Below are 23336 nucleotides of genomic sequence, written 5' to 3'. Positions count from 1 at the left end.
CGGTTCAGATCCCGAATGTGTCGCGGAACTTCTCCTGCACCTCGGGCAGTTTCTTGATGCCGTCGGCCGTCGCGATCGACTTCGTCTTGTAGCTGCTGAGCGGACGCATGCCCTCTGCCAGCGGCACGCCGGCCCGAAGCGGGTAACGGTAATCCTTGGCGAAGTATTCGGCGATCTCCGGCCCGAGCAGGAAGTTCTCGAACAGTCTCGCGGCATTGGGATGCGGTGCGTCCTTCAAGATGGCGGTTGCCGAAGGCGGCAGCAGCGCGCCGTCGGTCGGATAGACGACCCCGATCGGTACCTTTTTGAGCATCGAGTCCGACAGGATCAGCGGCAGCGGCGCCAGCGCCACCTTGCGTTCACCCGAGGCGACGAGGTTATGACCGTCGGCCACGGAGCGGCCGATCTGGGGCTTGTTCTTCTCGATATTCTTGAAGAAGTCCCAGCCGTAGAGATCGTTCATCAGCACCGTCCACAGCCCGACGCTGCCGGAGAAGCTCGGATGGCCGATGGCGACCTGGCCCTTCCACTTCGGATCGGCAAGATCGGTCCAGTTCTTCGGTGCTTCCGCCTCGGTCACCAGTTTGGTGTTATAGGCGATGACCAGCGGCGAGACGCCCGAGGTGATCCAGTAGTTGTCCTTGTCGGCCAGTGCGCGAAGTTCCGGCACCATATCCTTGAGGTTTTCCGGTGCGAACTGGGCAAGCGCACCCTGTTCTTTGAGCTGCAGCATCTGGCCGTCGTCATTGGTGGACATCAGGTCGCCCTGCACGGCCTTGGCCTGCAATTCCTGCACGAGGCGCTGGAAGATGACCTGGCCGGAGGCGCGCACGACGTTGCAGCCGACGCCGGCATATTTCGCCTTGAACAGACCGCACATGCCGTCGGCGAACTCGGTGGTCGTCTGGGAGACGTACCAGGTAACAGAACCTTCCTTCTTCGCGGCGTCGTAGAGCTGCCTTTCGCCGGCCGTCATATCGGCCGCGCCGGCAAGACCGGCCGCCAGCAAGAATGCCGGAACCAGGCCGGCCACATAGGTAATGGCATGCTTCATGATCTCTCCTCCCATTGATCCGGCCCATCGCCGGCGATAAGCTCGACCCTCCCGAGCTTAAAAACTCATGCGTTCGTTCCGTCCCGCTCGATCCCGGTGGCGATGTTCCTCATCATTCGCCGGGGATCAACTGGCGTTCCACCGGGCGCATCAACGCCAGGAAGTCGCTGAAATATTCGCCCTGGATGACCACGTGGTTGCGCATCGCATCGCGGGCGCGGGCATCGTCTCGGTCCCGGATCGCTGCAAGCACCTCCTCGTGCTCCGACAGCGAGCTGTTGACGCGCCCGGGCACCCGCAGCTGCAGGCGTCGATAGGGCTTCAGCCGCCGCTGCAGCGCATGGGCGTTCTCGGCGAGGAAGCCGTTGCCACTCGCCTCGTAGATCAGGCGGTGGAATTCCGCATTGGCGTAATAATAATCGTCCGAATTGCCGGCCTGCTGGGCCGTAGCACAGGCGGCTTGGGCCTCTTCGAGCCGCGTCAACTGTTCCGGGCGGATGCGGCGGGCGGCAAGCCGGGCACACATGGCCTCGAGCTCGCCCATCACCTCGAACATCTCGACAAGCTCGGTGATCGACAGCTGAGTGACGAAGGCGCCGCGATTGGGCACCATCTTGACGAGGCCCATGGTGCTGAGCTGGATCAGCGCCTCGCGCACCGGCGTGCGGGAGACCTGGTGTCGGGCCGCAAGCCCCGCCTCGTCGAGCCGGTCGCCGGGAGAATAGAAACCCGTGACGATATCCTGCTCGATCGCATCGCGAACGCTCGGTTTGCCCTGCTTGCCTTTGAGCTGCACGTTCATGGGCCTATCCTGCCGATGCGGCCGCCGCAAACCGCGGCTCCGCCTGTTGGGTATCGCCGTTCCGTTCCGCGAGATAACGCACGGCGGAAATCGCGGCCGTCACGCCGTCACCTGCGGAGGCTGCCAGATGTGCAACCGAGCGCGAGCGGATGTCGCCGGCCGCGAAAATGCCCGGAACGGACGCCTGCATGTCGAGATCAACGACGATCCGGCCATCGACCGCAAGCGTCACCGTATCGCCGAGGAAGGACGTATTGGGTTCGAGCCCGACATACACAAAGACACCGTGACAGGGGAGCTCGCTCTCTGTGCCGGTCGACAGATCGCGGGCGGTTATGGCGCTGACGCCGCCGTCACCGCGGATCGCGGTCGCGACCGTGTTCAGTCTGACTTCGATGTTGGAGGCTTCGTTGGCTTTCGCCTGCAAAGCGGCGCTGGCGCGGAGGCGCGAGCCGCGATGAATGACGGAGATGCGGGCAGCATGCGGGACCAGCGCCAGCGCTTCGTCGAGTGCGGAATCCCCGCCGCCGATGATGCAGACGTCTTTGCCGCGCATCAGCGGTCCGTCGCAGGAGGCGCAGTGGGAAACGCCGCGTCCCTCGAATTCCGCCTCGCCCGGAATGCCGAGCGTGCGCTTGGCGGAGCCGGCGGCGATGATCACCGCGCCCGCCGTCAGATCGAGATCGGCGCCGGCGATGCGGAAGCCGGTATCCGTCTTCGAAATTGTCTCGATCGTATCGAGCGCGAATTCGACGCCGGCCTCGTCCGCCTGCATCTGCAGCATCGGGCCGAGTTCGAAACCGGACATGCCCTCGGCCGGCCCCGGAAAATTGTCGATGCGATCGACATTGATCACCTGGCCGCCGGCGCCGAGCATGTCGACGATCATCGTGCGCGCGCCGTGGCGTGCGGCGGCGATGGCGGCGTTGAGCCCCGCCACGCCCGCGCCGATCACCACGATGTCGTAATCGTTCGGGCTCATCGTTAGCGCCAATCGTCGACGGAAACGGTGGTGCGGTAATGCGCGCCGTAGATCTGCCAATAGCCGTTGGACTCGCCGCCGACGACCACGACGTTGATATCCTGCGGGCGGAAGATATGGACGAGTTCGTCCTTGCCGGGTTTCAGCTTGCCCGCCATCGGCTCTTCGCCGAAGGTGGCGCGCGGATAGATGTAATTCTGGACGAGCTGCAGATCCCAGTAACGCCCCGCCGGCATCTGCGCCGTCTCGTAGATGAAGTCGAGCAGGTCCTGTTTCTTCACGAAGCCGCCGCGATCGATGAACTGCCGGGCGCAGATCGGGTCGAGCACCAGGGTCGGCGCGGTGATCGCATCGGTGCCGAGCAGCATGTCGCGCACGTGTTCGCGCCAGTATTCCTTGCGCAGGCCGAGGCTGAAGGTCGTGGAACGGCAGCCGTGGAAGATGCTGACGGTGCTTGTCCTGGCGTCGAAACCCTTCTGCACATGCAGCGGCTCCCACGGACTGCGCTCCTCGTTTTCCGCGAAGGTGAGGTTGTTGTAGGTGTAGTTGTTGCCGAGCGATCCCATGAAGGTTTCGCCCACGACCGAACCGCCTTGCAGGTTCTGCGACAGGAGCCCGAAGGCGCGACCGATCGTGGCATTGGCATGGCTGTAGGGGCCGAGCGCGCCGACGCCGCAGTTCATGCCGATCTCGTTGCGAACAGGTCCGTTGACGACGGCCATCGCCGCTGCCGAAGAGGAGGTCGATCCGCGCGCGGAGACCTGTGCCGCCGCCAGCGCCAGGATGACCGGGAAATATTCGGGCGACGCACCGGCCATGACGGCGTTCACGGCAACCTTCTCGACCGTGTATTCCCAAAGGCCGCGATTGGTGGTCGGCTGCATATGGCCAACGACCTCGTCCGGCTTTCGACTTGTCCCGGCCAGCATGTCGGCGACGCGGGCGTCGGTCGGCAGGATGATCGGCAGCTTGTCGGTCCAGTTGTTACGCAAAAAGCCGACGTGGAGATTATCCTCCGTGTCCGGCTCAATCAGGCGCGGCGTGCTGCGCTCGAATTGCGTATCCTCGGCACCTGCCGAGAGGCCGACGGTCAGCGCCTCGATGATTTCCTTCATCACCAGCTTGCCGCTGATCGGATCGATGCCTTCCACATAGGCGCGCAGCTCTTCCGGCGTCTTGCCCATCACCGGCTGCGGCACGAAGACCAGCGGTTGCTGCGAGAGGCCGCCCATCTTGGCGACGGAGCGGACCACCTTGTCGAACTTTTCGGTATGGATCGCCGCGGTCGGCACCCCGTATTTGGTTTCGAGCGTGATCGCGTGGGTGGTGACGGCTGGTGCGCACGTGCTGCAATGGCCGACGCCGATAACCGCGGCATGGCCGTTCGTCTTGATCTCTTCCCAGAGCTGCGGATCATCCTTGGAATAGGTGTTCGCCATCTGGCGGATCCGTACATCGACGGAGGGCATGTTGCGTGCAAACCAGGCCTCGACCTCCTTCAGGAGCTCGACGGAATCGTCAAAGCGGCTGTCGACGAGATAGACGACCTTGCCGTCGAGGCTGGCGGGCCGATTGGCCGGCTGCTTGCGGCTGACCTTCGGCGGATAACCCATCGGGTTGTGGACGGTGACGAGCGGCTGAGCGCTCTGCGGCTTTCCCTGTTGCAACATCCCATTTCCTCCCGAAATGATCCGTGCTCGTATGCAATTAATAGTCCACTCGTATACATCAGCCGTCAAGTCCTAAAATTTCTATCGCCTATTTTACAGCCACCGCAGGCTCGAAAACTCCGGAAAACCGATCGCGAAGTATATTCTTCTGGACCTTGCCCATCGTGTTTCGCGGCAGTTCGGCCATGAAGGCCACCTTTTTCGGGCGTTTATAGCCGGCCAGACGGCCGTCGAGCGCCTTGATGACCTCCTGTTCGGTCAGTTGGGCACCTGATTTCAGGACGATCGCGGCGATGATGCCTTCGCCGAAATCCGGATGGTTGACACCGAAGACGGCACTTTCGGCGACGCCCGGCATGGCGTCGATCTCCATCTCCACCTCTTTCGGGTATACATTGTAGCCGCCGGTGATGATGAGGTCCTTGCCGCGGCCGACGATATGCAGATAACCGTCGGTATCCACCTTGCCGAGATCGCCGGTGATGAAGAAGCCGTCCTTGCGGAATTCCGCGGCGGTCTTTTCCGGCATGCGCCAGTAACCCGAAAACACGTTCGGGCCGCGCACCTCGATCATGCCGATCTCTTCCGTGCCGAGGGAGGCACCTGTTTCCGGGCCGGCGATCCGCACCTCGACGCCCGGCAGCGGGAAACCGACCGTGCCGGCGACACGCCGGCCGTCATAGGGGTTCGAGGTGTTCATGTTGGTCTCGGTCATGCCGTAGCGCTCGAGGATGGCGTGACCGGTGCGCGCCTGCCATTCCGCGTGGGTTTCGGCAAGAAGCGGCGCGGACCCGGAAACGAAGAGGCGCATATGGGCGGTGCTGTGCCTGTCGAGCCCCGAGTGCTGCAGCAGGCGGGTATAGAAGGTCGGCACGCCCATCAGCACGGTCGCCTTCGGCATCGCCTCCATGATCTTGTTCGGGTCGAATTTCACCTGGAAAATCATCGAGGCGCGCGAGGCGAGCACGACATTGGTGGCGACGAAAAGCCCGTGCGTGTGGAAGATCGGCAGGGCGTGGATCAGCACGTCCTTGTCTGAAAAACGCCAGCTGTCCACCAGCGACATGGCGTTCGACAGGAGATTGTCGTGGCTGAGCATGGCACCCTTGGAACGCCCCGTCGTGCCGGACGTGTAAAGGATCGCGGCGATATCCGCGCCTCCCCCGCGCCGAGGTTTCGGCAATCGGCTTGGCAATGGCGACCGCGTCCGTCAAAGTCCCCTTCCCCGCGGGATCGAGCGTCAGGATCTTCGCGCCGGCCGCCTTGGCGATCGGCTGCAGCGCCTCGAGTTTCGAGGGATCGCAGACGAAGATCGAGGGCTCGGCGTCGGTGAGGAAATATTCGATCTCCGCCGGTGTATAGGCGATGTTGAGCGGCAGGTAGATGCCGCCTGCCCTGACCGTCGCGAGATACAGCGCCAGTGCCGCGACCGACTTTTCCGCCTGGACGGCGACCCGGTCGCCCGGCTGCAGGCCAGCTTCGAGAAGGGCTCCGGCAAGCCGCGCGCAGTGATCGGCAAAGGCTCGGTAGCTCATCGCGCCGACCGTTTCGTCCGTCAGGAGCAGCCGATCCTCCCGCTCGATGCCGCCGAGCAGCGCGTCATAGAGATTACCAGCCATTAAAACACCTCCTGGGAAACCGGTTGGGCCAGTTTGCGCAGCGCCGGCGTGGCTGCGATATGGCCGTTTTCGGCGTAAGCCTCGTGGTTCTTCTCAATTTCGCCGAGCCGGTAGCGATAGTTGACCATCAGGCCGTATGACTGGCGCATGCCCTTCGGCGATCGGTCGCCGAGGAAATTGAGCCGTTCGGCCTGCGCGCCGTTGCCAAGATGGAACCGCGCCACCGGATCGACCGGGCGGCCATTGCCTCGCCGGACGTTCAACAGGTAATGCGCCCCGAGCGGCAGCATGGCGCGCTGGATCTGGTCGAGTTCGTGCTCGCCGGCAGATGCCCAATCACCTTCAAGCCTGGCGATAAGCCGCTGCTTTTCTTGGCTGATTTCTTCGCTGTCGGTCGCGCGGCTTTCGCCGCGCAGCCAGGCACCGAAGCCCGGGATGGGGGATAGTGTCACGAAATTCTCGAGCCGCGGAAGGTCGCGCTTCAGATCGTTCACCACCTGTTTGATGAGGAAGTTGCCGAGCGAAATGCCGGCCAGGCCGCGCTGGCAGTTGGAAATCGAATAAAACACCGCCGTCGTCGCCTGCTGCACGTCCAGCGGCTGACGGTCGCGGGCGAGGAGCGCGTCGACCGAGGCGGGCAGATGGTCGGTCAGCGCCACCTCGACGAAGATCAGCGGCTCGTCTTCCAATTGCGGGTGAAAGAAGCCGAAGCAACGGCGGTCGGCCGGCGCCAATCGCCGGCGCAGATCGTCCCAGCCGTCGATATCATGCACGGCTTCATAGCGGATCAGCGCCTCCAGGATATTGGCGGGCGTGGTCCAGTCGATCGATCGCAACATCAGGAAGCCCCGGTTGAACCATGAGGAGAAGAGATGGCAGAAGTCGAGGTCGACCGGCTGCAACGCCGGTTCCTTGGACAGCATGTCCATCAGATGTTCGCGCATCTCGACCAGCGTCGCGGTGCCGCGCTTGGCGAAATTGATGCGCCGGAAAAGCTCCTGCCGGCGCGGCTCGGCCGCCTCGTGCAGCCTTGCAATATTCTCCGCGCTGGGGTCGGCACTATAGGCGGCGGCCGCGGCATCCAGGGCCGTGCGGTCGGGGCCGAAACGATCCAGCAGCGCGCGCATGAAGATGTCACGGTCCGGGGCGCTTGCCTGGCGATAGGCTTCGAGGAACGCTTCGGCAAGAATGGCGCCGGAGACTTCGCCGCGGCGCGACAGGATCATCTCGGCAAGGCCGGTGAGATCGCGGTTCTGCACCGGCGGTGATGACAGGCCGAACAAGGCCCGGCCGCGGCCCGATAACGACTGGATCAGCTCGCCGATAAACGGAGGAGCGTCCCACCAGCCGAAAACTGGATCCCTGCTGCTCATCTCTTTTCTCCTACCCATTCATTGCATACAGCAGATAGAGGATCGTATGCAAGTCAAGGCATGAGACTTGACGCCTTCGGCGTCATTCCATTGCGAGGATCAGATTGCGCACGACGGGATAGATTTCCTTCTCCCATCGGCGTCCGCTGAAGACGCCATAGTGCCCGACATTGGCTTGCAGATGGTGGCGGCGCAGATGCGGCCGCAGCGAGCGACAGAGGTCGTGCGCGGCCGAAGTCTGGCCGAGCCCGCAGATATCGTCGCGTCCGCCCTCGACGGTCAGAAGCGCCGTGGCGTGGATATGGTTCGGATCCACCTTCCGGCCATGATGGGTGTAGGTGCCGCTCGCCAGCTCCGCCTTCTGGAAGACCCGGTCGATGGTCTCGATGTAGAATTCCTCGGTCATGTCGAGCACCGCGAAATACTCGTCGTAGAAATGCTTGATCTTGTTCGCCTCAGTCGTCTCGCCCTTGGCGAGATGGCCGTAGAGCTTGCGATGCGCCTCGACATGCCGCTCCATGTTCATGCTCATGAAGGCGACGAGCTGCAGGAAGCCCGGATAGACGCGCCGGCCGCTGCCGGGAAAACCCATCGGAACGCCGGTGATCAACTCGCTCTTGAACCACGACAGCGGCTTCGAGACCGCGAGTTCGTTGACCTTGGTCGGGCTCTCGCGGGTATCGACCGGCCCGGCCATCAGCGTCATCGTGCGCGGAGTCGCCGGGTTCTTCGCCTCGGACATGACGGCGACGGCGACAAGCGCCTGGACGCAGGGCTGGCAGACTGCGAGAATATGCCCGCGCGGGCCGATCTCCTCCAGAAAGCGGATGATGTAATCGACGTAGTCGTCCATGCCGAAACGGCCGGCGGACGTGGACACGTCCCGCGCGTTGGCCCAGTCGGTGACATAGACGTCATGGTCCTTCAGCAGCGTCTGGACCGTGCCGCGCAGCAGCGTCGCGAAATGGCCCGACAACGGCGCCACTACGAGCACCCGCGGGCGGGGCGTATCGACGTCGGCGACGAAATGCAGGAGCCGGCCGAAGGGCAGCTCGAGCGCCGTTTCGACTGATATCGGCACGTCGCGATTGCCGATCGTGACCGAGTTGATCTCGAATTCCGGCCGCTCGTGGGTGATCTTGAAGCGGGACATCAGTTCGAGTGCCGCGGCGGCATGCCGGCCCATATCCGTGCCGGCGCCGAAGAACAGGGCCGAAGACATCAGTTGCAGGCGTCGGGCCATATCCCGCATCGGCGCGAGGAGGTCGTCCTGGAATTGATAGGCCTGATAGAGCATGAACATGACCCCGCGCGCCGCTAAAATGCGGCAGTGCAAAAATGCTAGTGCAATATGTCTCGCGATGCGAGAAGATTGTCATCGGACGCACAGTTGTCCGGCAGGAGTTTTGAGCGATGACACAGGCGACACTGACGATTTCGTCGAAAAACTATTCCTCGTGGTCGCTTCGCGGATGGCTCCTCTGCCGCATGGCGGGCCTCGATTTCGGGGAAGTGCTGGTCGAGATGAACGACGACGCGCGCCAGGAACTGCTGCTCCTGTCACCCTCCGTCCTGGTGCCGCGGCTGACACATGATGGCGTCAACGTCTGGGATACGCTGGCGATTGCCGAATATTTGAACGAAATCACGCCGGATGCCGGTCTCTGGCCGGCCGACATCGCCGACCGTGCCCGTTGTCGCGCCGTTTCGGGGGAAATGCATTCCGGTTTCCACAATCTTCGCTCGGCCCTGCCGATGAACCTCAAGGCCCGGCACGAGCGTTTCAAGATCTTTTCGGGCGCCCGGCCGGATGTCGAGCGGGTCAAGACGATCTGGACCGAGTGCCTGGAGGCAAGCGGCGGCCCGTGGCTGTTTGGCGCCAATCCGACGGTAGCGGATGCGATGTATGCGCCGGTCTGCAGCCGATTCCGCACCTATGCGGTCGAGCTTGAACCGAGGCTCGCGGCTTATGCGGAGATGGTTTTAGCCTGGCCGCTGATGCTGGAATGGACCGAAGGCGCACTTGCGGAACCGGACGAAATCGTCGAGTTGGAAGTGGAATTCTAACCGGCGAAAGACATATCGGACATCATGAGCGCAAAACCCTACGATCCCAGCGAAGACGGCGCGGAAATGTCTTTTCGCGAAAAGATGTCCTATTCCGACTACCTGCATCTCGAAAAGGTGCTCGACGCGCAGGCGCCGATTTCGGCGGCGCATGACGAACTGCTGTTCATCATCCAGCACCAGACGTCCGAACTGTGGATGAAGCTTGCGATCCACGAGATCACCTCGGCGATCGAGGCCATCCGCAATGACGATCCGCAGCCGGCCTTCAAGATGCTCACCCGCGTCGCCCGCATCTTCGAACAACTCAACAATGCCTGGGACGTGCTGCGCACCATGACGCCCAGCGAATACACCGAATTCCGCGCCTCGCTCGGCCAGTCTTCCGGCTTCCAGTCCTATCAATACCGGGCGATCGAGTTCCTTGCCGGCAACCGCAACGTCGCGATGCTCGGGCCGCATGCGCATCGGCCCGATATTACCGAGATGCTGGAAGGCATCCTGGCCCGCCCGAGCCTTTACGACGAGGCGCTGATGCTGCTTTCCCGGCGCGGGTTCGATATCGGCGAGGACGCGGCCAGAACCGGCTGGCGCACCAAACGCACCGAGAACGAGCGGGTGCTGGAGGCCTGGAAACAGGTCTATAGCGCACCCGGCACCTATTGGGAGCTTTACGAACTCGCCGAAAAGCTGGTCGACTTCGAAGACTATTTCCGCCGCTGGCGATTCAATCACGTCACCACGGTGGAACGGGTGATCGGCTTCAAGCGCGGCACCGGCGGCACGTCGGGAACGTCGTATCTCAAGAAGATGCTGGAGGTCGAACTGTTTCCCGAACTCTGGCGGGTGCGCACAGTCCTGTAAGCTGCGCGAGGCTCGGAGCTGCCGGTTGGTGATCTTCTTGAGCTGAGTTATGCTGGCTCAAACGCGAGGAGCCGATGCGGGCGAAGGGACAAAACGGATTTAGGATGTTTCGATGCGGCATGGCCGGCGTGCAGGCGGTCTTGGCCCGTTCCGATCACCATTTCGCCCGTCACACCCACGACCAATTCGGCATTGGCGTGATCGAGAGCGGAGCCCAGAAGTCCGCAAGCGGACGCGGTCGGGTGGAAGCCGGACCGGGCGACATCATCACCGTCAATCCCGGCGAAGTGCATGACGGCGCGCCGATCGGCGACGAGGGCCGTTTCTGGCAGATGCTCTATTTCGATCTGGATGTGATGGCCGGCGCGGCGGCCGATATCCGCCAGGGCAGGCCCGGCGATTTCGAGTTTACCGATCCGGTGCTGCGGCAATCTCCGCAGGCCGCGACGATGCGGCAGCTGTTCGCGGCGATGACCGCCGAGCAAGCCGGCGCCGAGCTCCGCCGCCAGGAATTGCTGCTGACGCTGCTGGCCGAGGTGATGCGGGACGCGCCGGAGCCGAAACCGGTACCGCGAGGTATCCGGGCAGCGCGGGAGCGGATTGATGACGATCCGGCCAAAGCGGTCAACCTTGCCGATCTGGCCCACCTCGCCGGCCTTAGCCAATTCCAGCTCCTGCGCGCTTTCGACAAGGCAATGGGGCTTACCCCGCATGCCTACCTGATCCAGCGGCGCATCCAGCTGGCGCGAAAACTGGTCGCCGGCGGAGCGGGACTTGCGGAGGCGGCGCTGGCCAGCGGTTTTGCCGACCAGAGCCACATGACCCGCATCTTCACCCGCAATTTCGGGCTTTCCCCGCACCTTTATGCGGTTTCAGTGCGTCCGCGGCGAGCGTTCAACGGCCTTGCTGAGGAAGGGGGATGACGCTTGCCCTCTGTTGTGGGAGTATTAAGCTCCGTGTTTCGGATATCCACCTGACGTCGGGAGGGCGCAGACCATGTCCGCATGCTTCAGATATATCGTCAACGATGTAAAGGCAGCGATCGATTTTTACACCGCACACCTTGCCTTCAAGCTCGAGATGCACCCTGCCCCGCCCTTCGCGGAAATTTCGCGCGGCGACATGCATCTCTATCTGTCCCAGCCGAACCCGCGGGGTGGCGGTGGTGCGCCGATGCCGTCCGGAGAGCAGCAGGCACCCGGCGGCTGGAACCGCATCCATCTGACCGTCGACGACCTCGATGGGATGGTCGAGCGCCTGAAACTGGCCGGCTGCCGCTTCCGCAACGAGATCATCCAGGGGACGGGCGGCAAGCAGATTTTGTTGGAAGATCCGTCCGGAAACCTGATCGAACTGTTCGAGCCGAACACGCCCGCTTATCGCGCGCCCGGCTCAGGCACCAAGACCGCCGACGGTTGACCGGCGGTCGATGAACTCAGGACAGCGCCAGGTCGAAGACGTGGTGATGGATGTGGCCGTCGAACATGGTGAGCAGACCCTTGGTCATGTCCCGGCTCTCGTAACGCACCGGCGATTCAAGGGCCGCGGCCAGCGCCTCGCGGCTTTCGTACATTGTCGACAGCACCATCGGGTAGGACGGAGCGCCCTCGTCCCGCTCGATATTATAGAGCACGCGGACTTCCTTGATGCCCGGAAAGGCGAGCCACATGGGCATCAGCTTCTCGGCCACATAAGCCTTGAACGCCTCTTCCAGGCCGGCATGGATCGTGCCTTCGAAAAAGGCCTGACGGATGATCATCTTGTTTCTCCGGCTCACTTTTGCGCTGCGCAATTCCGAACGGAAAACCGCTTCACACTTTTCCTGGAATTGCTCAATTGACGGTGGTCGGCGGCTTTTCGCCGGCGAGATGCGCGGCGATATTGGCAAGCACCAACTCGCCCATGGCGACGCGGGTCTCGACCGTGGCGCTGCCCTGGTGCGGCATCAGTACCGTATTCGGCGCGGTGAAAAAGTCTTCGCGAATGCGCGGTTCATTGAGATAGACATCGAGACCGGCGGCGCCGATCGTGCCGTCGTTCAGGGCTGCCAGCAGTGCGTCTTCATCGACGACGCTGCCGCGGGCGATATTGATCAAAATACCCTTCGGCCCCAGCGCCTTCAGGACCTCGGTGTTGACGATGTTCTGGGTCGCAGCGTTCGCCGCGACGATGACGCACAGCACGTCGCTGTCTTCCGCCAGTGCCACCGGCGAGGCGCAGGACTTCCAGGTCGTGTCCTTGACCGGCGAGCGGTTCCAGAAGCGGATGTCCATGCCGAAGGCTTCGGCGCGACGGCCAAAGGCCTTGCCGATCTGGCCGAGGCCGAGAATGCCGAGGCGCTTGCCTTTCGGGCTATTGCCGAGCGGGAATCCTTCCTTGCCCCACTTGCCGGCGCGCACGAAGGCGTCGCCCTTGGCGATATGGCGCAGCACGCCGAGCATCAGCGCAATGCCCATGTCGGCGACGTCATCGGTCAACACGCCGGGCGTGGTGGTGACGTCGATATTGCGGCCGCGGGTGAACTTGAGGTCGACCTTGTCGGTGCCGACACCGTTGATGGCGATGACACCGAGCGCCGGCAGCTTCTCGATCCATTCGTTGGAGAGGCCGGAACCGCCGCCTGTCGCAACGGCGCGGATGTTCGGCAACGCCGCTTCCAGCGTTTCCTTCTGTGCCGGGTCGTACAGCCGATGCACGGTATAGATGGCATCGAGCTGATCCTCGATGAACTGCATCAGCGGTTCCACAAGCAGGATATCTGGTTTCATGTCCGGAACTCCTTAATTTCAATGAGTGGCAGCAGCGTTCAAGAGATCTGTCCGAGGAAGATCTTCAGGCGCTCGTTCTTGGGATTGCCGAAGAATTCTTCCGGCGCGGCGGTTTCGAGAATCTCGCCGCGATCCATGAAGATCACCCGGTCGGCGACCTGCCGGGCAAAGCCCATTTCATGGGTGACGCAGAGCATGGTCATGCCCTCCTTGGCGAGGTCGATCATGGTGTCGAGCACTTCCTTGACCATTTCCGGGTCGAGCGCCGAGGTCGGCTCGTCGAACAGCATGATCTTGGGATTCATGCACAGCGCCCGGGCGATCGCCACGCGCTGCTGCTGGCCGCCGGAAAGCTGGGCGGGATATTTTTCCGCCTGTTCGGGAATGCGCACCCGCTCCAGGTATTTGCGGGCGGTCTTTTCCGCCTCCACCTTGGAAATGCCGCGCACCTTCATCGGCGCCAGCGTGCAGTTCTCCAGAACCGTCATATGCGGGAAGAGGTTGAACTGCTGGAAGACCATGCCGGTCTCCTGGCGAACGATATCGACATTCTTAGCCCCGGCGGTGAGGTCATGCCCATCGACGACGATTTTGCCCTTCTGGATCGTCTCCAGCTGGTTGATGCAGCGGATCAGCGTCGACTTGCCGGAGCCGGAAGGGCCGCAGATGACGATCCGCTCCCCCCGGTTGACCGACAGGTCGACGTCCTTCAGCGCGTGAAAGCCGCCATACCACTTGTTGACGCCTTCCATGCGCACGGCGAGTTCGGAAGTTCCTCGCGTGGCCGCGGCCGATGCGTTTGCGTTCACCTCAGTCATCACGAGGAACTCCCTTTTAAAGCGTGGTTCTGGTCTTACTTGGCGTTGGCGACGAAGTCCGGCAGCGGAGCGCCGAGCCACTTTTCATGGATCTTGCCGAGTTCGCCATTGGCCTTGACCTTGGCGATGAAGGCGTTGACAGCCGTCAGCAGTTCGGTCGAGCCCTTGCGGACGGCGATGCCCTGAACCTGCTGGCTGAGCTGCAGTTTCTGGGTGAACCGGCCCGGAGCGGCCTTTTCGATCTGGGCAGCGACGACGTTCGAGACGCCGATCAGCTGAACCTGGCCGGACAGCAGGGCCTGCACCGCGCTGGCATCGTCGTCGAAACGCTGGATCTTGGCATCCTTCGGGGCGATCTTGGTGACGCCGGTATCCTGCGTCGAGGCGCGGGCGACACCGATCGTCTTGCCGGAAAGGTCTTCCGGCTTGGAGACTGCGGTCGCCTTAGCGCCGAAAACGCCGATCGAGATGCCGGCATAGGGCTGCGAGAAGTCGACGCTCTTGGCGCGCTCTTCGGTAATGCCGAGCGAGGCGACGAGCAGGTCGACTTGGTTGCTCTGCAGGTAGGGAATGCGGTTGGGGCCGGTGACCGGAACGATCTGCACCTTCACGCCGAATTCCTTGGCGAGCAGCTTTGCCACGTCGGCGTCATAACCGTCCGGCTCGTTCGAGGTGTTCATGATACCGAAGGGCGGGAAATCGACCAGCATGCCGATCTTGACGGTGCCTGCGGACTTGATGCTTTCGACGGTCTGTGCCGATGCGGTGGAGGCGCCTGCGCCCATCATCAGGCCTGCGCCGATGACGGCCATAACCATGCGTCTAGAAATGTTCATTTTCCTACCCTTTTCTGTTGTGCCGGTTTTCCTCCCTCCGGCTCGGGTCCCGTCAACGTGCCGTTGCGCGGGAAAATCTCAGTTCCATGCGTCGTGCCAGCACCGAAAGCGGCCAGCAAAGGACGAAATAGACCGCGGCCACCGTGCCGAACACCATGAACGGGCTGAATGTTGCGTTGTTGATGATCTGGCCCTGGCGGGTGAGTTCGGTAAAACCGATGATCGCCGCAAGCGAAGTGCCCTTGATGAGCTGCACCAGGAAGCCGACCGTCGGCGCCACCGCGATCTTGGAGGCCTGTGGGAGCACGATGTATCGCATACGGTTGAAATAGCGCAGGCCAAGCGCGGTCGCGGCCTCCCGCTGGCCGGGTGGCACGGCCTCGATGCAGCCGCGCCAGGTTTCGCCGAGAAAGGCGCTAGCATGCAGCGTGAGGGCGACGGTTGCGGCAAGCCAGGGATTGATGGCGAAACCGAGGATGTTCATGCCAAAGAATACCAGGAAGAGCTGCATGAGCAGCGGCGTTCCCTGGAAGACGCGGATGAAGCCGGTGGCAATCAACCGCGGCCATTTCGCGTCCGAAACGCGCATGAGCGCGATCAGCAGGCCGCCGATGCCGCCGCCGGCAAAGGCGATCGCCGACAGCGCGATGGTCCACTGCGCCGCAAGCACGATGATCCAGAACTCGTTGATGCCGAAAGGTCTGATCAATGGCATGGCCAGGCTCCTATCGGCTCAGCGGATATTTGAAGGCGGCCTTCTCGATCACCGAGAAGATCGTCGAGAAACCAACCGACATGACGAGGTACATGATCGTGATGACGATATAGACCTCGAAGCTCGCGAAGGTCTGCGACTGCAGATTGTTGCCGGCAGCGGCGAGGTCGTCGGCCGAGATCGCCGAGACGACGCTCGAGGTCAGCATCAGGTAGATGAACTGGCTGGTCAGCGACGGATAGACGGTGCGCAGCGCCGGCTTCATGATGATGTAGCGGAAGATCTGCAGCTTCGAGAGGCCGAGCGCGGTGCCGGCCTCGATCTGCCCCTTCTGGATCGACTCGATGCCGGCGCGGATGATTTCCGTGCCATAGGCGCCGAAATTGACCACCAGCGCCACGAGCGCCGCACTGTTCGGCGTCAGGAAAATCCCGAGCGACGGCAGACCGAAGAAGATGAAGAAGATCTGCACTAGGAACGGCGTGTTGCGGATGATCTCGATATAGGCGTCGATGACCCAGCGCAGCGGCGCAATGCCCGAGGTCTTGCCCGCGGCACAGGCGATCGAGACGATCAGGCCGACGATCATCGCCGCCACCGAAAGCTGGATCGTCAGCCAGGCGCCGAGCAGAAGCTGGTCGAAACCCGCAAATACGGGTTCGAAATTGAAATTGTACAACTTGGGACCTCCCCAATGATGTCGAAAGAGCGCCACTCCTCTGCGGCGCCTGTTCATTTAGATCGATCTAAAAGCTTTTGGTCCGGACGTCAACCGCAAGCCGCCGGATTGTTGTCAGGCCGAAATGGCCACTGGCCCGCAGGATTGGCGGATATGCAAAACCGTTTCATTCACAACCTTGCGAGACGGGTGGGTGGGATCGGTCAGCCGGTCGAGGAGAAGCCTCGCGGCATTCGCGCCGATCGTCACCGGTGCGGTGGAAACGGAGGTGAGCCTTGGTCGCATAGCCTCCGCGTCCGTCACGTCGTCGAAACCGATCAGCGAAAAGTTCTCGCCGACCTTCAGGCCCCGATCGTAGAGGCCGGCGGAAAGGCCGAGTGCGATCACGTCGTTGAAGCAGATCACCGCCGTCGGCTGTTCGCCCTCGCCGAACAGGAGATGCGCCGCATCGGCGATCTCGCCGATCTGGATCGGCAGGCGCACGATCATGCTCGGATCGAGCCCGCGCGACTGCATGGCATCGCAAAATCCTTCGACGCGCTCGCGATAGGCGGAATGGATCGGCCCATGGACGGCAAAAGCGATCGTCCGGTGGCCGAGCGAAGCGAGATAATCCACCGCCTGGCGCATGCCCGCCGCATAATCGGAACCGGCATAATCGACTTCTTCGGAAATCTGGCGGAGCACCTGCACCAAGGGTAGATTCCATTCGGCGAGCCGGTGAAGGAACGCGGGTTCGGTGTCGGCCGCCGGGCAGACGATAACGCCATCGACGCCGTGTTCGCGCATGCGCCGCATCACCATGTCCTGCCGTTCGACGAGATCGCCGCTATTGGCAAGGATCACCACCATGCCGGCCGAATCGATCACCGCCTCGATGCCGGACAGCAGTTCGGCGAAGAACGGGTTCGTCAGATTGGGTACGATGACGCCGACGGTGTGGCTGCGCTCGGCCCGGAGCCGGGCGGCCCCCATGTTGTAGACATAGCCGAGCTCGCGCATCGCTTCCTCGACACGCGCCCGCGTCTCAGTACCGACCAGCGGGCTCTTGCGGATGACGAGCGAGGCGGTGGCGCGGGAAACATTGGCGCGCCGCGCTACGTCGAGAAGCGTCACACGGCTTTTCTTTTTGTCTTCGAATGGCATCAAAATCACTTAGCAGAGGTATCAGGAACCCGAAGGGGTCCCTCTATACATCGACCTCGACATCTGCGCGGTCAATGCACCTGCCATCTTCACCTCATTCAGCCGCGACGAACAGGCCTTCCATTTCCATCAGGAAGGCGAATTCACTGGCAAGCCCGCGCGAACAGGCGACCACTGGCCCACCGCGTGAAAGCAGTTCCTCGAGCGGCGGCACGGCGATCGTTGCGCCGGCCTCCGAGGCGATCAGCACCCCGGCCAGCATGTCCCAGGATGAAAGGTGCCGTTCGTAATAGAGATCGGATACACCCTCGGCGACGCGGATGAGGCCGATCGCGGCGGCCCCCATGCGGCGGTAGTCGATGCCGCGCTCGTAGAGTTTTCGGGAGATCGCGAGGTAGTCCTCGAAATCGGTGCGGCGGGAATGGCCGAGAATGGCGATCGCTTGGTTGGGATCGCTGGTCTTGGCCGCCGCGATCGGCTTGCCTTCCTTGAAGGCGCCCTCACCCCGAATCGCGTGAAAAACCCGGTCCTGCGCGGCGTCGTAGATCACGCCCACCAGGATCTCGCCGCCGGAGACGAAGGCGATCGAGACACCCCAGTGGCGGAAGCCGCGGATGAAATTGGTGGTGCCGTCGATCGGATCGACCACCCAGGTACCGCGGTCTCCGGACTGCCCCCCACCCTCCTCGCCCATGAAGGAATCGTCAGGGAATTCGCCGAGCAGGGATGCGCGGATCGCTTTTTCAGCCCGCTTGTCGGCGACGGTGACGAAATCCTGCAGGCCCTTGTTCTCGACACCGAGCGTTTCGGGAAGCGCTTCGGCGCGGAAGGCAGCGGCCTCCATGCCGACCCGGCGGGCGACCTCGATTGCGATCTTTTCGCGGGATTGCAGGGAGGAGAGATCGAATGCAGATACCATTTATGCACTTCTTCTTTTGATCAGCGTCACCGGCGTGAATTCCACCCGCGCGACCGCGTCCGGTTCGGACATCCGGCTGGTCAGGAGATCGATCACCTGTTCCGCCTGGACGTCGCAGGGCTGTACGAAGGTGGTGAGGTCATAGGCCGACCAGCTTGCCTGAGGGATGTCGTCATGACCGATCACCTTGACCGAACCGTAGCTCCGGCCGGCCTTGGCGAGCCCGTCGAGCACGCCGCAGGCCATGTAGTCGTTGACCGAAAACACCCCGTCTATGCCGATGTCGATCAGCGCCCGCGCCGCCTCGTGCCCATGGGCGTAATCATTGATGGCGACCGGGATCAGTGGTGCATCGAGCCCGAGCATCTGGCAGCGGCTCTGAAACGCCTCGGCGCGGCGGCGCGAGGAATAGGAGACGGCCTTACCGGCGATGACGGCGAGCCTCTTGGCGCCCGCTTCGACGAGATGGTCGACGGCGGTGTAACCCGACATCCGGTCATCGGAGACGACCCGGTCGACGAAGGGAAAATCCTCGCCCTTGTTGACCAGCACGATCGGCACGCCCTCGACCGCGCATTCCTCGAAAATATGCGAGGGCGGCGCATCCGAGGTGATGATGACCCCGGAGACGGCGTAATGCAGCAACTGGCCGATAACGGTGGCGCTGTCCGCTTCCTTGGAGGTCGGCAGCAGGATCGGCCGGTAGTTGCGGGCGATCAGCGCACGGGCGAGATTTTCGAGCTGCTGGGTGCGGAACGGGTTGTCGAGGCCCGCCGCAACCAGGCCGACGAAATCGGACCGCTTGTTGGTGAGGCTGCGGGCGAGATAGTTGACCCGGTAGCCGAGCTCCTTGGCAGCCTGATACACTTTCTGCCGGGTTTTTTCCGAAACGCTGGCATCCGGTGTGAAGGCGCGCGACACGGCGGCACGGGAGACGCCGGCCGCCCGGGCGACGTCGAAGGAGGTGACGCGGCGGGGCTCGCGGGAAACGCTGTTCGTTTCCCTTGACCGCATCAGGTCCGGCAGATCGGTGCAGATGCCGAGCACCGGCAGTGCCATGATGTCTTTCAGCACATCCGGTCGCTCCTCGTGCCAGAGCACGAGCTCCTTGCCCTCGGCAAAAGCCCTGTCGATCAGTTCCTCGGTGACGAATTCCTGCGGCGTATCGCTCGCCTTTTCCCAGCACAGATGCAGGATATCGGCGCCGGCCGCCTCCCCTGCCGCATGCGGATCGTGGCCGACACGGATCAGCACCGAAAGCGGATAGTCGCAGCCCATCTCGCGCAACTCGCGCACCTGGGCGGTATCGAAGGAACCGAGACAGGCGAACGGCTGGTCCATGTCCTTCAGGTGCTGCCAGCAGAGCGGGCCGGTGCCCGGCCGCTTCAGCTCGACGTAAAGGCCGCAACCGGTCTCCCGCCCGAGCGCTGCGACTTCCGCAAAGCTCGGCACATCCGGTACCGCCGCGCGCAGCTCCGCAAACGTCATCTGCGAAATGTGCAGGTCCTTCTGGAAGACCCGTTGCAGGTGATCGTCATGGGAGACAACGACCACGCCGTCCGAGGTCATCTGGGTATCGAGTTCCCACATTTCGGCGCCGAGTTCGGCAGCGCGGCGGAAGGCGGTGAGCGTGTTTTCCCGTTCATGGCCGCTTGCACCGCGATGGCCGATGCAGAATGGCAGCCGGTTCTTCCCTTCCGGCCAGCCGAATTTGCCGAAGAAGGCGGAAAAGTCGCGCATCGAAGCCTCCGTCACAATCTCTGTCCGTCTTCGGCGAAAACGAAGGTCGAGGCGCTGTCGAGGTTCCAGCGCACGCTGTCGCCCGGCTTCACGTCGTCGCGCACCGGCTGGATCGAGCGCAGCACGGAGCCGTCCGGCAGTACGACGTCGTAAAGGTTCTCGCGGCCTTGCGTTTCCGCAAACACGACCTTGCCCTCGACGGGCACACCGCCTGCCGTCCCGAAATGCTCGGGACGGACACCGAGGCTGAGCGCGGTGCCGTCGGAAATACCCGAAACCGCGGCAAGCGGCAGGCGCAGGCCGTTTTCACCGAGCACGAAAACCCCCTGCTGGGCCCGGCCCTTGAGGAAGGAGATCGGCGGATTGCCGAGGAAACTGGCAACGAAGGACGTCCGAGGATCCTTGTACATATCCGACGGGGTGGCGATCTGGACGATCTCGCCCGATTTCATGATGGCGATGCGGTCGCACATCGACATCGCCTCGACCTGGTCATGGGTAACGAGGATGGCGGTGATACCCGTCTCCTTCTGCAGCCGGCGGATTTCCGAGCGCATTTCGAGGCGGAGTTTTGCGTCGAGATTGGCGAGCGGCTCGTCGAGGAGCAGCACGTCCGGGCGGCGGATCAAGGCACGGGCGAGCGCCACGCGCTGCTGCTGGCCGCCGGAAAGCTGCGCCGGGCGCCGCCCCAGGAGATCTTCGATATGGACAAGCGCCGCGATATCGGAGACCTGCCTCTTGATATCGGCGGAGGCAACCCGCTTCACCATCAGCGGGAAGCCGATATTCTCCTCCACCGTCATATGCGGATAAAGCGCATAGGACTGGAAGACGACGCCGACATTGCGTTCCTGGCTCGGCAGATGGGTGACGTCCCGGTCGCCGAACAAGATGCGGCCCGAGGTCGGCCGATGAATGCCGCAGACGGCAAACAGCGTCGTCGACTTGCCGCAGCCGGAAGGCCCGAGCAGTGCCAGCATTTCGCCGGAGCCGACCTCGAGGTCCATGTCCTCGATGATCTTGGTGGAGCCAAAACTCTTAGAAAACTTGTCGAGCAGTATACGCATCAGCCCTTGGTGCCTCCGCCATAGATGTTCATGAGATGCTTCTGGAAGAAGACATAGAGGATCAGCACCGGCACGACGTAGAAGACGCCGACGGCCTTGAAGGTGCCGAAATCGAAATTGTTGTCGTCGATGATCAGGCCCGCCAGATAGACCGACAGGACCTGCACCTTCGCGCCTGGCGCCAGCACCTGCGGCATGATGAACTCGCTCCAGCCGGTGAGGAAGGAAAAGAGGCCAAGCGCCATCACCGCCGGCTTGATCTGCGGCAGCACCAGCCGGCGCCAGACCGTGAAGCGCGACGCGCCGTCGACGATGCCGGCCATCTCGATTTCCCAGGACACCGTGTCGTAGAAACCCTTCATCAGCCAGATGCCGAGCGGAAGTTCGACCGCAGCCTTCACCAGGATCACCCCGATCAGTGAATTGTAGAGGCCGATCCACTGCAGCACGATGAAGATGGCGATGATCAGCGTCACCGACGGGAAGGCGTGCAGCACCATGACGCCGGCGAGGAAAAAGCCGCGTGCCGGCACGTTGAGGCGCGACAGGACATAACCCGCCATCGACGAGACCGTGAGGATGACGCCGGTGATGCAGCTTGCGAAGATGAAGGTATTGAGCGTGACGAGCCAGATGTTCGGCTTGCCGGTCTTGGTCTCCCAAAGGAAACTCCAGTGGCGCAGCGTGAACTCGTTCGGGATCAGCGAGCCGACTTCCGTGTCGCTGATCGTATCGATGAAGAGATAGGCATACATCACCAGCAGCGGCAGGCTGAAAAGGCCGAGCAGCAGGATAACCGGGAGGCTCGAGAAATTCGCCGAGGTCGTGTTTGACGAAATTTGCGGTTTTTCGGCCATGCTCAATCCTCGATCAGCGGCTTGGAGATCAGCGTATCGTAACGGAAGATGCGCAGGTAGATGAGCGACAGGACGATGCCGACAACCACCAGCACCAGCGCCATGGCGGCGCCCAGCCCGTATTCCAGATTGCCGGTATAGTTGTTGAGCGCGGTGTGGTAGGCGGCGAGCGACCATACTTCGGTCGCCCGCCCCGGCCCGCCGCGGGTCGAGAGGAGGATTTCGTTGAAGGAGGCGAGAAGCGACAGGGTCTGGTAGCATGTGACGAACAGGATCGGCCAGCGAAGCTGCGGCAGGATGACGTGGCGGACCTGCTGCCAGCGGCTGGCGCCATCGACCTCGCTTGCATGGAACTGCGTCTGCGGGATCGCCTTGATGGCGGAAGAGAAGACCAGCATACCCATCGAAGCGCCGATGAAGCCGTTGATCAGGATCACGAAGAACCAGGCGTTGTAGGCACTGTCGAGCAGGTAGTTTTTCGCTGGGTAACCGAACTGGCCCATGAACATCGAGATGAAGCCGCTATCCCAGGTCAGCCATTTCCACATCAGCACGTAGATGACGACCGGCGTGATGCGCGGCAGCAGCCAGATGGCGCGGAAGACGGATGCGGTCGAAGCCGGCATGTAGTGGGTCGTGATGGCGAGGAAGAGCGCGTAACTGACGTTGAACACGAGCAGCGTCACCGAGACGTAGAAGGCGGTGTTGAGGAAGATCTGCGCCATGTCCGGCGAGTTGCCGATGATCCTGAAATTTTCCGTCGTCCACACCCAGCCGGTATAGGTGGCCGTGGCGACCGTCTCCTGTTCGGCCGGCGTCAGTTTAAAGCCGAGCTTCTTGAGGCTCGCCATCAGTCCGTCGCGGGTCTCGAAACGGGTATTCAGAACCGAGCGGTTGAAGAGGTCGGAGAGCTGCTTGACCTCGCGGGTCGAGGGCCGGTCCTTCAGCGCCTTGATCATGCGTTCGGCCTCGCGACGCGAGGGAAAGACCTCGCCCATGTGGCTGGTGCGCAGTTCAGTGCTGAAACCTGCCTTGAGCTTCAGGGCCTCCAGCGCTGCAAGCCCCTCCTCGTCGATGACGAAACGCGGCTCGGCAATGCCGCCCGCAAGGTCCGGCATGTCTGCCTTCAGGCGGTTGATGGCGCCTTGCGTGACCTGCCAGGCGCCGCCGGAAATGCCGGTCGCGGTGCTCATATTGGTCATGGCGAAGATGGCGGTCAGGACGACCGGCACCAGGAAGAACAGGACGATCATGACCGCAGCGGGCGCGATCATCACCAGTCCGAGCGTTCGGGACGTTCGCATGGGTGAAGCCTTGGGAGACGGATGGGTGTGGGCGGCGGAGCGAGCGCCGCCCACAG

At 62.7% G+C, this 23336-nt stretch carries 22 protein-coding genes and 2 pseudogenes; 4 read left to right on the top strand and 20 right to left on the bottom strand.

All coding sequences use genetic code 11. The features are described 5' to 3' along the window. Positions 1-4: 4 nt before the first annotated feature. The 7 genes and pseudogenes from LZK81_RS27170 to LZK81_RS27140 all read right to left on the bottom strand — a co-directional run bounded on the left by LZK81_RS27170 (position 5) and on the right by LZK81_RS27140 (position 8797). Complete coding sequence (locus LZK81_RS27170; protein WP_233957078.1) at positions 5-1054, bottom strand: ABC transporter substrate-binding protein; 1050 nt, start codon at positions 1052-1054, stop codon at positions 5-7. Positions 1055-1166: 112 nt separating this feature from the next. Further along, positions 1167-1856 carry a GntR family transcriptional regulator gene (locus tag LZK81_RS27165; protein ID WP_233957075.1) on the bottom strand — a complete coding sequence of 230 codons (690 nt, stop codon included), beginning with the start codon at positions 1854-1856 and terminating at the stop codon, positions 1167-1169. Between the two features lie 4 nt (positions 1857-1860). Next, positions 1861-2838, bottom strand: coding sequence for an NAD(P)/FAD-dependent oxidoreductase (locus tag LZK81_RS27160; protein ID WP_233957073.1), 978 nt, complete (start codon positions 2836-2838; stop codon positions 1861-1863). A gap of 2 nt (positions 2839-2840) precedes the next feature. Further along, on the bottom strand, positions 2841-4508 hold the full coding sequence (locus tag LZK81_RS27155) for a hypothetical protein (protein WP_233957072.1): 1668 nt from the start codon (positions 4506-4508) through the stop codon (positions 2841-2843). A gap of 88 nt (positions 4509-4596) precedes the next feature. Further along, positions 4597-6127: pseudogene (locus LZK81_RS27150) on the bottom strand (malonate--CoA ligase). Next, a complete protein-coding gene (locus LZK81_RS27145; RefSeq protein ID WP_233957070.1) occupies positions 6127-7500 on the bottom strand; it encodes a malonyl-CoA decarboxylase in 1374 nt (457 codons plus the stop codon). Before LZK81_RS27145 ends, LZK81_RS27150 begins: the two are co-directional and overlap by 1 nt. A gap of 82 nt (positions 7501-7582) precedes the next feature. Beyond that, positions 7583-8797, bottom strand: a complete 1215-nt coding sequence (locus LZK81_RS27140) for a polyhydroxyalkanoate depolymerase (protein ID WP_233957842.1) — start codon at positions 8795-8797, stop codon at positions 7583-7585. Positions 8798-8913: 116 nt separating this feature from the next. Here LZK81_RS27140 and LZK81_RS27135 point away from each other — a divergent pair, with 116 nt between their 5' ends. The 4 genes from LZK81_RS27135 (at position 8914) to LZK81_RS27120 (ending at position 11850) form a co-directional block, all read left to right on the top strand. Beyond that, positions 8914-9567: a glutathione S-transferase gene (locus LZK81_RS27135; RefSeq protein ID WP_233957068.1), complete on the top strand. Its 654-nt coding sequence runs from the start codon at positions 8914-8916 to the stop codon at positions 9565-9567. A 24-nt stretch (positions 9568-9591) separates the two neighbouring features. After that, a complete protein-coding gene (kynA, locus tag LZK81_RS27130; protein WP_233957066.1) occupies positions 9592-10431 on the top strand; it encodes a tryptophan 2,3-dioxygenase in 840 nt (279 codons plus the stop codon). A 74-nt stretch (positions 10432-10505) separates the two neighbouring features. Beyond that, complete coding sequence (locus LZK81_RS27125; RefSeq protein WP_233957064.1) at positions 10506-11354, top strand: AraC family transcriptional regulator; 849 nt, start codon at positions 10506-10508, stop codon at positions 11352-11354. Positions 11355-11427: 73 nt separating this feature from the next. Beyond that, positions 11428-11850 (top strand): VOC family protein, encoded by a 423-nt coding sequence (locus LZK81_RS27120; RefSeq protein WP_233957062.1) that lies wholly within the window; start codon positions 11428-11430, stop codon positions 11848-11850. A 16-nt stretch (positions 11851-11866) separates the two neighbouring features. Here LZK81_RS27120 and LZK81_RS27115 read toward each other — a convergent pair whose 3' ends face one another. The 13 genes and pseudogenes from LZK81_RS27115 to LZK81_RS27055 all read right to left on the bottom strand — a co-directional run bounded on the left by LZK81_RS27115 (position 11867) and on the right by LZK81_RS27055 (position 23280). Beyond that, entirely contained in the window at positions 11867-12190 is a 324-nt protein-coding gene (locus LZK81_RS27115; RefSeq protein WP_046624862.1) for a hypothetical protein, read from the bottom strand. A gap of 73 nt (positions 12191-12263) precedes the next feature. After that, positions 12264-13199, bottom strand: coding sequence for a 2-hydroxyacid dehydrogenase (locus LZK81_RS27110; RefSeq protein WP_233957060.1), 936 nt, complete (start codon positions 13197-13199; stop codon positions 12264-12266). Between the two features lie 38 nt (positions 13200-13237). Beyond that, positions 13238-14017: an amino acid ABC transporter ATP-binding protein gene (locus tag LZK81_RS27105; protein ID WP_304656251.1), complete on the bottom strand. Its 780-nt coding sequence runs from the start codon at positions 14015-14017 to the stop codon at positions 13238-13240. 35 nt (positions 14018-14052) lie between these two features. Further along, on the bottom strand, positions 14053-14853 hold the full coding sequence (locus LZK81_RS27100; protein ID WP_233957059.1) for a transporter substrate-binding domain-containing protein: 801 nt from the start codon (positions 14851-14853) through the stop codon (positions 14053-14055). A gap of 52 nt (positions 14854-14905) precedes the next feature. Then, the gene (locus tag LZK81_RS27095; RefSeq protein WP_233957840.1) at positions 14906-15562 is read right to left on the bottom strand and encodes an amino acid ABC transporter permease; all 657 of its coding nucleotides are present in this window, start codon (positions 15560-15562) and stop codon (positions 14906-14908) included. Positions 15563-15578: 16 nt separating this feature from the next. Next, a complete protein-coding gene (locus LZK81_RS27090) occupies positions 15579-16247 on the bottom strand; it encodes an amino acid ABC transporter permease (RefSeq protein ID WP_233957057.1) in 669 nt (222 codons plus the stop codon). 114 nt (positions 16248-16361) lie between these two features. After that, positions 16362-17393, bottom strand: a complete 1032-nt coding sequence (locus LZK81_RS27085) for a LacI family DNA-binding transcriptional regulator (protein ID WP_233957055.1) — start codon at positions 17391-17393, stop codon at positions 16362-16364. 94 nt (positions 17394-17487) lie between these two features. Next, positions 17488-18312, bottom strand: coding sequence for an inositol monophosphatase family protein (locus tag LZK81_RS27080; RefSeq protein ID WP_233957053.1), 825 nt, complete (start codon positions 18310-18312; stop codon positions 17488-17490). Then, on the bottom strand, positions 18313-19326 hold the full coding sequence (locus LZK81_RS27075) for a LacI family DNA-binding transcriptional regulator (RefSeq protein ID WP_233957839.1): 1014 nt from the start codon (positions 19324-19326) through the stop codon (positions 18313-18315). It abuts the gene before it with no gap. Then, positions 19321-20052, bottom strand: a pseudogene (locus LZK81_RS27070) (glycerophosphodiester phosphodiesterase); the annotation flags it as partial. The gene LZK81_RS27075 and the pseudogene LZK81_RS27070, both read right to left, overlap by 6 nt. A gap of 11 nt (positions 20053-20063) precedes the next feature. Further along, positions 20064-21119: an ABC transporter ATP-binding protein gene (locus LZK81_RS27065; protein ID WP_233957051.1), complete on the bottom strand. Its 1056-nt coding sequence runs from the start codon at positions 21117-21119 to the stop codon at positions 20064-20066. Beyond that, positions 21119-21976 carry a carbohydrate ABC transporter permease gene (locus LZK81_RS27060; protein WP_233957049.1) on the bottom strand — a complete coding sequence of 286 codons (858 nt, stop codon included), beginning with the start codon at positions 21974-21976 and terminating at the stop codon, positions 21119-21121. The genes LZK81_RS27065 and LZK81_RS27060 overlap by 1 nt, the downstream gene beginning before the upstream one ends. 2 nt (positions 21977-21978) lie before the next feature. Further along, positions 21979-23280 (bottom strand): carbohydrate ABC transporter permease, encoded by a 1302-nt coding sequence (locus LZK81_RS27055; RefSeq protein WP_233957047.1) that lies wholly within the window; start codon positions 23278-23280, stop codon positions 21979-21981. Between the last annotated feature and the right edge of the window lie 56 nt (positions 23281-23336).

It is taken from the genome of Neorhizobium galegae (assembly GCF_021391675.1).
Classification (GTDB): domain Bacteria; phylum Pseudomonadota; class Alphaproteobacteria; order Rhizobiales; family Rhizobiaceae; genus Neorhizobium; species Neorhizobium galegae_B.
The sequence above is the reverse complement of the archived record's forward strand: the minus strand, read 5'-3'. Positions and strand labels throughout refer to the sequence as shown.